The organism is Streptomyces sp. NPDC007189, assembly GCF_040703635.1.
Taxonomy (GTDB): domain Bacteria; phylum Actinomycetota; class Actinomycetes; order Streptomycetales; family Streptomycetaceae; genus Streptomyces.
The window spans coordinates 301,017-313,917 of the sequence record NZ_JBEYEY010000003.1; the positions used below are offsets into that span (position 1 = coordinate 301,017).

Annotated in this window: 8 protein-coding genes; 7 read left to right on the top strand and 1 reads right to left on the bottom strand. The window is 73.6% G+C overall.

The window, feature by feature from the left end; genetic code table 11:
• The first annotated feature begins 13 nt into the window (after positions 1 to 13).
• A complete protein-coding gene (locus AB0950_RS07510) occupies positions 14 to 1,021 on the top strand; it encodes an NADP-dependent oxidoreductase (protein ID WP_360575376.1) in 1,008 nt (335 codons plus the stop codon).
• Positions 1,018 to 1,824: an SDR family NAD(P)-dependent oxidoreductase gene (locus AB0950_RS07515; RefSeq protein ID WP_366778040.1), complete on the top strand. Its 807-nt coding sequence runs from the start codon at positions 1,018 to 1,020 to the stop codon at positions 1,822 to 1,824. Before AB0950_RS07510 ends, AB0950_RS07515 begins: the two co-directional genes overlap by 4 nt.
• 85 nt (positions 1,825 to 1,909) lie before the next feature.
• On the opposite strand, the gene AB0950_RS07520 is transcribed toward AB0950_RS07515, so the two are convergent.
• The gene (locus tag AB0950_RS07520) at positions 1,910 to 2,824 is read right to left on the bottom strand and encodes an RNA repair domain-containing protein (protein ID WP_366778041.1); all 915 of its coding nucleotides are present in this window, start codon (positions 2,822 to 2,824) and stop codon (positions 1,910 to 1,912) included.
• Between the two features lie 112 nt (positions 2,825 to 2,936).
• Here AB0950_RS07520 and AB0950_RS07525 point away from each other — a divergent pair, with 112 nt between their 5' ends.
• The 5 genes from AB0950_RS07525 to AB0950_RS07545 all read left to right on the top strand — a co-directional run bounded on the left by AB0950_RS07525 (position 2,937) and on the right by AB0950_RS07545 (position 12,887).
• Entirely contained in the window at positions 2,937 to 3,899 is a 963-nt protein-coding gene (locus AB0950_RS07525) for an SDR family NAD(P)-dependent oxidoreductase (protein WP_366778042.1), read from the top strand.
• Positions 3,900 to 4,272: 373 nt separating this feature from the next.
• A complete protein-coding gene (locus AB0950_RS07530) occupies positions 4,273 to 6,891 on the top strand; it encodes a LamG-like jellyroll fold domain-containing protein (RefSeq protein WP_366778043.1) in 2,619 nt (872 codons plus the stop codon).
• Between the two features lie 177 nt (positions 6,892 to 7,068).
• On the top strand, positions 7,069 to 8,055 hold the full coding sequence (locus AB0950_RS07535) for a hypothetical protein (protein WP_366778044.1): 987 nt from the start codon (positions 7,069 to 7,071) through the stop codon (positions 8,053 to 8,055).
• A gap of 51 nt (positions 8,056 to 8,106) precedes the next feature.
• The gene (locus AB0950_RS07540) at positions 8,107 to 9,954 is read left to right on the top strand and encodes an HSP90 family protein (RefSeq protein WP_360575381.1); all 1,848 of its coding nucleotides are present in this window, start codon (positions 8,107 to 8,109) and stop codon (positions 9,952 to 9,954) included.
• A gap of 2 nt (positions 9,955 to 9,956) precedes the next feature.
• Entirely contained in the window at positions 9,957 to 12,887 is a 2,931-nt protein-coding gene (locus AB0950_RS07545; protein ID WP_366778046.1) for a hypothetical protein, read from the top strand.
• Positions 12,888 to 12,901: the final 14 nt, after the last annotated feature.

Consider the following 12,901-nt stretch of genomic DNA (forward strand, 5'->3'; position numbering starts at 1 on the left):
AACAGGAGGCGCGATGTCCGCGACCAACCGTCAGATCCGTCTGGCAGCCCGCCCCGTGGGCGACGTGAAACCCGAAGACTGGGAGCACTGTTCCGCACCGCTCGAAGAACCGGGTCCGGGCCGGTTCGCCGGCCGGACGCGCGTCATCTCCCTGGACCCGGCCATGCGGGGCTGGCTGGACGACCGCCCCTCCTACCTGCCGCCGGTGGGCATCGGAGAGGTGATGCGCGCCGGATCGGTCATCGAGGTCACCGCCTCCGACCACCCCGGCTTCCAGCCCGGCGACCACGTCGTCGGCACCTTCGGCGTCCAGGAGTACGTCGTCTCCGACGGCCGGGGCGCGATGAAGATCGACACCTCCCTCGCCCCGCCCTCGACCTACCTGGGAGCGCTGGGCATGCCCGGCATGACGGCCTACTTCGGACTGCTGGACGTCGGGGCGCTGAAGGAGGGCGAGACCGTCGTGGTGTCCGGGGCGGCCGGCGCGGTCGGCACCATCGCCGGCCAGATCGCGAAGGCCAAGGGCTGCCGCGTCGTGGGCATCGCCGGCGGGCCGGAGAAGTGCGCCGTGCTCACCGGCGAGCTGGGCTTCGACGCGGCGATCGACTACCGCGCCGACGACGTCAAGAAGGCGCTGCGCGAGCACGCCCCCGACGGCATCGACGTCTACTTCGACAACGTCGGAGGCGACATCCTCGACATCGCCCTGACCCGGCTGGCGATGCACGCGCGCGTGGTCGTCTGCGGCGCGATCAGCCAGTACAACAACGCCACACCGGTCAAGGGCCCGTCCAACTACCTGTCGCTGCTGGTGCGCCGCGCCCGCATGGAGGGCTTCGTCGTCTTCGACTACGCCAAGCGCTACGGGGAGGCCGCGCGGGAGATCGCCGCCTGGATCGGCGACGGACGCATCAAGGTCAAGGAACACGTGGTGCGGGGCACCGTGGACGACTTCCCCGAGATCCTGCAGATGCTCTTCCGCGGCGAGAACGTCGGCAAACTCGTGCTGGAGCTGGCATGACCGCCGTCGGCGGCGGGGCCGCCGCCCCGCACGGAGAGCAGGAAGACGGCGGGGTGCTCCACGGCAAGGTGGCGATCGTCACCGGCGCCGCGAGCGGACTGGGCCGGGCCTCGGCGCTGGCACTGGCGAGAGCGGGCGCGCGCGTGGTCGTCGCCGACCTCGACGCGCAGGGCGGGCGGGAGGTGGCCGACCTGGTCGACGGCCACTTCCGCGCCTGCGACGTCTCCGACCTCGACGCCAACCGCGCGCTGGTGGAGTTCACCCAGGAGCAGTACGGCGGCGTCGACATCGCCCTGCTCAACGCGGGCGTGGCCACCGGCTGCGGGGTCGGCGAGGACTTCGACCCGGCGCGCTACCGCCGGGCGATGGGCGCCAACCTCGACGGCGTGGTCTTCGGCACCCACGCGGTGCTGCCCGCGCTGCGGGCTCGCGGCGGAGGATCCATCGTGGCCACCGCGTCGCTGGCGGGCCTCGCCGCGGTGCCGCTCGATCCGCTGTACGCGGCCAACAAGCACGCGGTCGTGGGACTCGCGCGCTCCCTCGGCCCGGCTCTCGCCCCGGACAACGTGCGCTTCAACGCGGTCTGCCCCGGGTTCGCCGAGTCGCGCATCATCGACCACCTGCGCGGCATGCTCTCCGAGCAGGGTCTGCCGGTCATCCCGGCCGAGGCCGTCGCGGACACCGTGGTGCGGATCGTCACCGGCGACGGCACCGGGGAGTGCTGGTTCGTCCAGGCCGGCCGCGAACCGGAGCCGTTCCGCTTCCGCAACGTCCCCGGCCCGGCCAGGCCGGTCGGCGTCTGAGAGGGCGGCACTGCTGGTCCGTCAGCACTCGGGCGGATGCCGATGTGCTGACGGGTCGGGCCCGGCGGCTCCCGGCCGTAGGTCCTCATCTGTCGGTGATCGGGGTGAGCCATGCCGTGTCCTCCGGGCCCGGCGCTTCCGGGCCGGGTGGGGGCAGCCGGCGGATCTCGCCGGTTCGCAGGGCGACCGTGGCCCGTGGCCGCATCGGGCCGTCGCCCCGGCGGGAGAGCAGGACGAGTTCCCAGACCGTCGCCGTCATGGCCTCGAGCCGGGCGGCGCAGTCGGCGCCGACCTGCTGCGGGTCCCGGGTCCGGCCGAGGGACAGATGCGGGGTGAACTCCTCGGCGGGCCCACGACAGCGCGGGAACCGCTGCCGCAGTGCGCGGTGCAGCTCCGCCCACGGCGCGTTGCCGGCCGCCGCCGGGTCGAGCCACACGGTGCAGTACGCCCGGTGCCGGAAGGCGCGCACCCCGTCCAGCCGGGCGGTGAAGACCGGGATCGCGGCCGCCGCCGCGGTGAGCAGCGGGGCGGCCCGCTCGAACTCGGACTCCGGTACGAAACCGAAGACCACGTTGACGTGCGGCGGCCAGCGGTGGATCTGCGGATCGTAGTCCCGGCGGATGTCCTGGATCGGCGGCCACAGCTCCGCGGGCGGGATCCAGGCCACCGCCGTGCGGGCCGTCGGCGGCACGTCCAGGCCACCGGAGGGCCCGGCCGTGCCGGGGCTCGTGCCGAAAGCCAGGTCTTCTCGCCGGTCCCGCACCCGGCCGGCGCCCGACGCGTCGATGCGGTCCACACCCGTGGTCCGGTCCCAGAGCACCTCGCCGTCCGCCTCGATGAAGACCACCCGGTGCCACGGGATGTCGCCCCCGGGGACGAAGGAGGACAGCGGGAGGCGTGTGCAGCCACCCCCGCGCCGGCTGATCCCCAGCACGAACCGGGCCGGGTCGAACCGCGGGTCCCAGCGGACGCGGTGATAGATCTCGTCGCTGGTTCGCATCACGCCACCTCTTCCGCCGTGACACCTCCTCCTTCCAGGGTGCGGCATGTGCCCGTGCCGGCTCACAGCTCCGCTTGACTTCGAGCGCGCTCGAATTCGTAGCGTTCTGGGCATGAGTACTGCACAGCACAAGATCGGATCCGGTTTCGGCGCCACCAGCACCGCCGACGACGTCCTGCAGGGCATCGACCTGACCGGGAAGCTCGCCCTCGTCACCGGCGGTTACTCGGGGATCGGCCTGGAGACCACCCGGGCGCTCGCCAGGGCCGGGGCCCGCGTGGTCGTGCCCGCCCGCCGCCCGGCCGTGGCCGAGCAGGCGCTGACCGACGTCTCCGGAGTCGAACTGGACGAGCTGGACCTCGGCGACCTGGAGAGTGTGCGCGGCTTCTCGGAGCGGTTCCTTGCGTCCGGACGGACCCTCGACCTGGTGATCGACAGCGCCGGGATCATGGCGTGCCCGGAGACTCGGGTGGGGCCGGGCTGGGAGGCCCAGTTCGCCACCAACCACCTCGGTCACTTCGCCCTCGTCAACCGTCTGTGGCCCGCGATCGCGCCGGGCGGCGCCCGGGTCGTCTCCGTCTCCTCGCGCGGCCACCACCTCTCCGGCATCCGCTGGGACGACCTCCACTGGCGCCGGGGCTACGACAAGTGGGCGGCCTACGGCCAGGCCAAGACCGCCAACGTCCTGTTCGCCGTCCAGCTCGACAAGCTCGGCCGCGACGCCGGCGTCCGTGCCTTCGCGCTGCACCCCGGCGGCATCATCACCCCGCTCCAACGGCACCTGGCCAAGGAGGAGATGATCGAGCGCGGCTGGATCGACGAGGACGGCAACGTGCTCAACCCCCAGGGCTTCAAGACCCCGCAGCAGGGTGCGGCCACCCAGGTGTGGGCGGCGACCTCGCCGCAGCTGGACGGGATCGGCGGCGTCTATCTGGAGGACTGCGACATCGCCGAGCCCGCGCCGCAGGGCGAGGAGCGGTTCGGTGTGAAGGACTGGGCGATCGACCCGGAGCAGGCGGCTCGGCTGTGGGACCTGTCGGCGGAACTGACGGGCGTCGACGCGTTCGCCGCCTAGAACCGGCCGGACTGCGCGGGAGGTTCGGGGAGCGTCGCGCCGCCGCACGTCTGCGCTTCGGTGGTTGCCGTGCCTCCTGATGGAGAGGGGCCCCGGGCGGCCGGGGTCCCGCTGGACCGCTGGTGCCGGCCGTGCCGCAGTGACACCGGCGCGGGCGGTGCCGTCCTCGTCGCCGGCGAAGTCCTGCTGTGCGTCTGCCTCTTGAGAGGCCTGGGGCGGCCGGGGCCAAGAGAAGCATTGCCGTACGAGGGGTGTTGACGGGTCGCTCCGAAACCTTAGGATCCCTGCTGCTCGAAGTACCGACCGTCGTTCGAAATATCGCACGAGGTTGGCCGTACGCAACGCAACGGTCCGTCACAAAGGAATGAGCCGCATGCCTTCAGAAGCCGGAGTGCCGCGCAGAACCGTCCTCAGCGTCCTGGGCGCGGCCTCCCTCGCCGGGACCTTCGCCGCCGCCGCTCCCGCCGGGGCCGCCCAACTCACCGGCACCGCCGCGGGCGCCGCCGCCGCGGACCTCCCCGCCGCAGCCGCCCACTGGGCCTTCGACGAGGGCTCCGGCACCTCGGCCGCCGACTCCTCCGGCAGCGGCCGTACCGCCACGCTGCAGGGCGCGGCCGGCTGGGGCACCGGAAAGGCCGGCGCCCACAGCCTGCGTCTCACGGCGGGCGGCAACGCCACGGCGTCCGGGCCGGCCCTCGACACCTCGAAGGCGTTCTCGGTGGGCGCCTGGGTGAACCTCGCCCAGCTCGGCGGCTACCAGACCGCCGTCAGCATCGACGGCAAGGCCGTCAGCTCCTTCTACCTGGGGCTGCGCGACGACACCGGCACCTTCGCCTTCGCCCGGCTGGCCTCGGACGCCCCGCAGAACGCCGCCGTGGCGGCCGCCGCCTCCGCCCCCGCCACCGACACCTGGACCCACCTGACCGGCGTCAGCGACCCGGCCGCCGGTGTCATCCGCCTCTACGTCAACGGCGTGCTGGAGGGGGAGACCGCCTACACGGCGGGCTGGGCCGGCAGCGGCGACACCGCCATCGGCCGTGCGCTGTACGGCGGCGGGCACGTCGACCAGTGGCACGGCCTGATCGACGACGTGTGGATGTTCCCCTCCGCCCTCACCTCCGAGCAGGTCGCCGCGCTGGCCGGGGTCCCCGTGGAGACCACGACGCCGCTGCTGAGCGTGGACGTCGGCAGCCCCGCGCACGCCGTGTCGCCCATCCTCCCCGGGCTGATGTTCGAGGACATCAACCACTCCGGGGAGGGCGGCATCTATGCCGAACTGGTGCAGAACCGCTCGATGATGGCCAGTGACACCGAGCCCGTCCACTGGTCCGCCGTCGGCGGGACGACCCTCGCGCTCGACACCGCGACCCCGCTCAACGCCGCGCTCGACCGTTCCCTCAAGGTCGTGCTGCCCAGCGGCACCGGGGCCGGAAACCGGGCCGGCGTCGCCAACGACGGCTTCTGGGGCATACCGGTGCGGCCCGGAACCACCTACACCGCCCGGCTGTTCGCCAAGGCCTCGCGGCGCATCGGCCCGCTCACGGTGGCCATAGAGTCGGCGGACGGCAAGACCGTGTACGCGTCCGCCCATGTGCCGCACATCGGCACCGCCTTCCCCGGCCGCCCCTTCGAGCTGACCCTGCGCACCCCTTCGCGCACCCCCGTGACCGGTGACGCGAGGCTGACCGTCACCACCGCCGACCCCGCCGCCGCGGGCGAGACGCTGTGGCTCCAGCATGTGTCCCTCTTCCCGCCCACCTACAACGACCGGCCCAACGGCCTGCGCATCGACCTGATGGACAAACTGGTCGCCCTGAAGCCGAAGTTCCTGCGCCTGCCCGGCGGGAACTACCTGGAGGGCAACACGATCGCGACCCGGTTCGACTGGAAGACCACCATCGGCCCGGTCTGGGAGCGCCCCGGCCACATGGACGACGCCTGGGGCTACTGGTCCACGGACGGCCTCGGACTCCTCGAATACCTGCAATGGGCCGAGGACATGCGCGCCCAGCCGGTCCTGGCCGTGTACGCCGGCTACTCCCTCAAGGGGGAACACGTCACCGGGGACGCGCTGAAGCCGTTCGTCCAGGACGCGCTGGACGAGATCGAGTACGTCACCGGTCCGGCCACCAGCACCTGGGGCGCACGGCGTGCCGCCGACGGACATCCGGAGCCGTTCCCGCTGGAGTTCGTCGAGATCGGCAACGAGGACTGGTTCGACACCTCGGGGTCGTACGACGAGCGGTTCGCGGCCTTCCACGACGCGATCAAGGCGACGTACCCGCATCTGAAGCTGATCGCCACGACGCCGGTGACGAGCCGCACGCCGGACCTGATCGACGAGCACTACTACCTCGCGCCGTCCGCCGCCCAGGCCTCCACCCACAAGTACGACAACCGGGACCGCGGCTCAACGAAGGTGTTCGTCGGAGAGTGGGCCGCGCAGGAGGGCCGCCCCACCCCCGACCTCAACGCGGCGCTCGGCGACGCCGCCTGGCTGGCCGGTCTGATCCGCAACTCCGACCAGGTCCTCATGGAGTGCTACGCGCCGCTCTTCTCGCACGTCAAGAACAACGTGTGGGCCACCAACCTGATCGCCTACGACAACCTCACCAGCTATGTGTCGCCCAGCTACTGGGCGCAGCACATGCTGACGAGCAGGCTCGGCGACACGGTGCTGCCGGCCACCGCGCGTGCGCTGCCCGGCCTCGCCACCGTGGCCACCCGCTCGGGGAACCGCCTCTACCTCGCGGTCGTCAACTCCGGGACGGAGAAGCTGAGCGTGCCGGTGGAGCTGAAGGGACTGGCCAAGGGGGTCAACAGGCAGGCCACCGCGACGGTGTTGACCGGCCCCGCGCGCACCACCACCAACACGCTGACCAACCCCGGCACGCTGGTGCCGAGGACGACCACCGTGACCGGCGCGGCACCGTCCTTCACCAGCACCGTGCCGCCGCTCTCGGTCACCGTACTGGAACTCGTCCTGACCTGATCACCCACCGCCCGGCGCCCCGGCACGGCAGCGAGGACCCCGACCTCAGGGTCGCGGTCCTCGCTTGCTGACGGCCGGGCGGGGCGTGAGGCGCCGGTGGAAACCCTGTGGAAGCGGTGTCGGTGGTGGCGCTTATGCTGCACCGAACGATCACGCGGAACCTGGGGAGGGCGCGGCATGTTCGGCAAGCTGTTCGGCAGGGGTGGGGACAGACCGGTGGCGGATCCGCACGCCCTGCCCGTGCCGCGCCCGCAGAAGAACGGGATGTACACGCTGCACGCGCTCGGGGACACCCGGGTGCTTGCGCTGGTGGAGGCGGCAGGCAGAGGCGACTGGCCGGCGGTCAAGGCGGCGCTGGCCCCCTTCGATCCCGGCCGCGACCACCTCGTCCTCGCCGAGCTGGCCGACCTGGACGGTGTGCAGGACTGGATCGGCCGCGCCATCGAGGAGGACAAGGAGCACCGGGCGACGGCCCTGCTGATCTCCGGGGCGCGCCACATCGCCTGGGCCTGGGAGGCGCGCACCTCCGCGCGTGCCGTGGACGTCACCCAGGAGCAGTGGCGGATCTTCCACGAGCGGCTCCACATCGCCGAGGAGCAGCTCTTCGAGGCGGCCGAGTCGCGGCCGGACTGGATCACACCGTGGCGCCGGCTGCTGACCTCCGCCCGCGGCATGTCGCTGGGCCCCGTCGTCACCGAGACCCGGCTCGACGCCGCCCTGCGCCGCGACCCGCTGGACCTGGAGACCCACATCGAGTGGGTGTCGCAGCTGCAGCCCCGCTGGGGCGGCGAGCCGGGCCAGGCCCTGGCGTTCGCCCGCGAGGCGTTCGCCCGGGCGCCCGAGGGCCACCGCCTCGGCTGTGTGATCGCCATGGCGCACATCGAGGACTGGGTGGAGTCGGACAGCAAGGACTGCCTCGACAATCCCCGGATCCAGGCCGAGTTGAGGGACGCGGCCGAGCACAGCATCCTCCACCCCGCCTACGAGCGGCGCCCGGGCTGGCAGCAGGACTTCAACATGTTCGCCATGGCGCTGGCGCTGTCCGCCGAGAGCAGCGTGGCCCCGCGTGTCTTCCACGAGCTGGGCGACGCCTACACCCCATGGCCATGGCAGTACATGGCGCAGCCGGAGAAGATGTACGCCCGCTTCCGGCGCACCGCCTGACCCCGCCACCCCGCCCGCCACTCCACGATTCCCCTCACCCCGGACTGCCCGATGACTCTGCCCGACACACCTTCCGGCCCAGCCGGCGCCGACCGCACCTTCCAGGTGGATCTGCGCGGCCTCGTCGACCTCCTCTCCCACCACCTCTACTCCAGCCCCCGCGTCTACCTGCGCGAACTGATGCAGAACGCGGTGGACGCGCTGACCGCCCGGCACGGCCTCGAACCCGCCGCCCACGCCGACGCGTTCGGCATCCGCCTGTACGCCGACGGATCGGTCGTACGGGTCGAGGACGACGGCGTCGGCCTCACCGAGGCCGACGTGCACACCTTCCTCGCCACGATCGGCCGCAGCAGCAAGCGCACCGATCAGATCGCCGAGCAACGCGGCGACTTCATCGGCCAGTTCGGCATCGGCCTGCTCTCCTGCTTCCTGGTCGCGGACGAGATCCACGTCCTGAGCCGCTCCGCCCGCACCCCCGACGCACCCGCCGTGGAGTGGCGCGGACGCGGCGACGGCAGCTACGCCGTCCGCACCCTGCCCGCCTCCGCCCGCCCCCGGCCCGGCACCACCGTCACCCTGACCCCGCGCGCCGACGCCGGCGAGTGGACCCGCCCCGCGCAGGTGCACGCGCTGGCCCGCCACTTCGGCTCCCTGCTGCGCCACCCGGTGACCTTCGACGACGGCACCGGCGGTCCGGGCGCGCCCGTCAACCCCGAGCCCGCGCCCTGGGCGCGCACGTACCCCACCCCGGGCGCACGCTCCCGCGCGCTGGCCGCGTACGGCGAGGAGGTCTTCGCCTTCACGCCGCTGGACACCATCGAACTGGACCTGCCGGCCGTGGGCCTGAAGGGCATCGCGTGCGTGCTGCCCGAGGCGGTGCCGGCCGGGCGCCGCCACGGCCACCGCGTGCACGTCAAGGGCATGCTGCTGTCCGAGCAGGCCGCGGAGATCCTGCCCGAGTGGGCGTTCTTCGTCCGCTGCGTCGTCGACGCCGAGAGCCTGCGCCCGACGGCGTCCCGCGAGTCCCTGTACGAGGACGACACCCTCGCCGCCGTACGCGACGCCCTCGCCGAACGGCTGCGCGCGTGGATCGCCCGCACCGCCGCCAGCGACCCCGACCTCCTCGGCCGCTTCCTGCAGGCCCACCACCTGGCCGTGAAGTCGCTGGCCGTGCACGACGACGAGATCCTGCGGATGCTGCTGCCCTGGCTGCCGTTCGAGACCACCGACGGACACGCCACGCTGGACGAGTTCGCCCGCACCCACCGCACCGTGCTCGTGACCTCCAGCGTGGAGGAGTTCCGGCAGATCGCGGCGATCGCCTCGGCCGCCGGACTCGGCGTCGTCAACGGCGGCTACACCTACGACCGCGAACTGGTCCACCGGCTGCCGGAGATCAGGCCGGAGGTCAGCGTCGCCGACCTCGACCCGGGCACGCTCACCGCCCACCTCGACCCCGTCGACCGGGAGACGGAACTGGCCGCCGCGGCCTACCTCACCCTGGCCCGCGACGCCCTCGCCGTCTTCGACTGCGACGTCGCGCTGCGCACCTTCCAGCCCGCCTCCGCCCCCGCCCTGCTCCTCGACAGCCGCGAGGCCCGGCACGAACGCACCCGCTCCCGGCTCGCCCGTGAGCAGCAGGGCGGCGTGTGGGGCGACATCCTCGGCCACCTGCGCCAGGAGGCCCCGCGCGCCCAGCTGATCCTCAACCAGCTCAACCCGCTGGTCCGCACCGCCGTCACCATCGACGAACCCGAACTGGCCCGCACCAGCGCCGAAGCCCTGTACGGGCAGGCCGCGATGCTGTCCCGGCGCCCGCTCAGGCCCGCCGAGTCGAGCCTGATCAACCGCTCCTTCCTCGACCTTCTCGCCCACGCCCTCCGCAAGGACAGCTGACGATGCCGACCGCACCCCAGACCATCGACGAGCTGTACCAGGCGCTCCAGGAGAACGACCGGCGCCCCTACGGCCGTCCCCGCACCGTCACGGCCGAGGAACTGGCCGAAGCCGCCGAGCAGTTCGCGGAGCCCCGGCCGCTCGTGCACGCGCTCCTCGAACTGCAGGAGGCGTACACCTACGGCTCCGAACCCCGCAAGTCGCCCGTCGTCTTCGCCCGCCTGCTCACCCTCTTCGACGAGCAGCCCGACGTCTTCGACGAGCGCCTGCGCCACTCGCTGTTCTGGCGGTTCAAGTGGGTGGCCAACGCCCTGCGCCAGCTGCCCGAGATACCGCTGGCCAGCCTGCGCCAGTGGCTGACGGAGATGCGCGACCGGTACGAGAAGGCCGGCCTCGGACTGCAGCCGTACTACGGGCAGGCGTACCAGCTCGCCGCCCACGTCGGCGAGGACACCACCCTCGCCTACGAGCTGTGGGCGGGCCGCACCCGCACCAGGCTCAGCGACTGCGAGGCCTGCGAGACCTGCGAACGCGCCCTGTACCACCTCGCCGCGGGCGACGACGAGCGGGCCCTGCAGACCGGGGAGCCCGTCCTGGCCGGGAAGGAGTCCTGCCGGGAGGAGCCCGCCCGCTCCGTCTCCTACGCGCTGCTGCCCCTGCTGCGCACCGGCCACGCCGACCGGGCCCGCGCGCTGCATCTCGCCGGCTACCGCGCCTGCCGCCGCGACCCCTCGATGTCCGGGGAGGTCGGCCGGCACCTGGAGTTCTGCGCGCTGACCGGCAACGAGGCACGCGGCCTGGAACTGCTCGCCGAGAACCGGACCCTGTTCGACGAGGTCGACTCGCCGCTGGACCAGCTCGCCTTCCTCACCGGCGTGGAGGTCCTCCTCCAGCGCGTCGAACTCCTCGGCCACGGCGCACTGCCCGCCGCCGGGTACGCGGGCCGCACCTGGACGGTGGCCGCGCTGCGCGCCGAGGTGCGCCGCCGCGCCGACGACCTCGCCGCCCGCTTCGACGCCCGCAACGGCACCACGGCCCACACCGACCGGCGCAGGGCCCGCCTGGAGCGCGCCCCCCTCCTGGACGCGCTGGAACTGACCCTGCGCACCCGTGGCCTCGACGACGTGGCCCCCGCCGCACCGGCCGCCGCGCCCGCCGCCCGCACCGCCGACGCCGTCCCCGAGTCACTGCCCGAACTCATCGCCCGCGCACGGACGCTGGACGAGCAGGGACACCCGGACGCGGTGGCCTGCTGGGCCCGGCTGCGCACCCTCCTCGCCGCCCCCGACTACGCCCACCCCGACGACCCGGCCGTCGGACCGCTCGTGCGGCTGCGCGCGGACCTGCTCACCGACGAGGCGAGCCGGGCCGGTGACAGGGACCGGTTCGACGAGGCCGCCGCCCTGTACGAGGAGGCCGCGCGCCTGTACGACGAGGCCGCGGCGCCGGGACACGCGGCGCTCGCCCGCGCCTGCGCCCTGCTCCAGGCGGCCGAGGCCGCGGGGCGGGCCGGCGATGCCGAGGCGCAGGCCGCCGCGCTGACCGCCGCCCACCCGGACCTCGTCCGGCTGCACGAGGAGACGCCCGGCCTCACCCCGTACCAGGAGGCCCGGCTGCTGCGGCTGCGGGCGACCGCGCTCGGCCTGCGGCTGCAGGTGTCGGGAGACAAGGAGCACATCGCGCCCGTCTACGCGGAGGTGGACCTGCTGCTCGACTTCGCCACCCGGCACGACATCGCCGGGCAGGTCTCCGGCGCCCTGCTGCTGCGGGCCAGCACACACGCCCTGGCCGGCGACCTGCCCGCCGCGGCCACGGAGATCGACGCCCTCCTCGACCGGCTGAAGGCCCACGGACCCGCCTGGCACCTGCCCCGCACGCTCGGCCTGCGCGCCCGCGTCCGGCTCGGCCTGCGGGACGCGCAGGCCGCGCACGCGGACCTCACCGAGAGCCTGCGCCTGGCCGCCGAGTGGCCTTCCGGCACGGTCGACACCGCCCGCCTGCACGGCGACCTGGCCCAGGCCTGCATGTACCTGGGCCGCCCCGACGAGGCACTGCGGCACCTGACGCGCTCCGCGGAGCTGGACCTTCGCCACGGCAGCCGCACGGAAGCGTTCTGCACCTACAGCAACGCGGCCCAGCTCAGCCTCGACCTCGGCCGCGTCGAGGACTGCATCGCGCTGCTCGACTCCCTGCTGGCCGAACCGGACGTCGCCGCCGGAGAGCTGGACGACCGGCTCGTCGCCCAGCTGCGCCTGACCCGCGCCCGCGCCCTGCACGCGGGCGAGGACCTCAAGGCGGCCACGGCGGAGTTCGCCGCCCTCGCGGCCGAGTCGGCCGGCTGGGACGACGACCCCGGCAGCCACGCCATGATCGCCGCCGAGACCGCCGTACTCCTCGGCGAGTCCGGCGAGTTCGCCCGGGCCCGCGAGGCCGCGGACCAGGCCCTGACCGCCCACGCCCGGGCCCCGCGCTACGAACAGCTCAGCAGCTGCCTGCGGGAACTCGCCCGCCTCCAGGCCCAGCAGCAGGGCTCCGAGGGCCTGCCCGGCGCCCTCGCCTTCCTCGCCGACGCCGGCCGGGTCGCCGACGAGGCACGCGCCGCGGGGTACGAGGCCCGCGGCCGCTCCCTGGACAGCGCCCTCGCCTACGAACACGGACGGGTGGGCGCCTACGCCGGTGAGTACGACACCGCGCTGACCGCCCTGGAGGAGGCCCTCACCCTGGTCGGAGAGCCCGGCCCCGACGCGGACCAGGCGGGCGAGTGGGCCGAGTGCGTCCGCCTCGCGGCCGCCGTGGAGGGCATCTACCTGGAGCGCCCCGCCCCGGCCCTCACCCGCCTCGACGCTGCGGTCTCCCGCCTCACGACGCTGGGCCACACCGAGGAGACCGAACCGCTCACCTCCCTGGCGGCCCGCCTGCGCGACGAGGCGTGAGGCGGCGGGCGCAC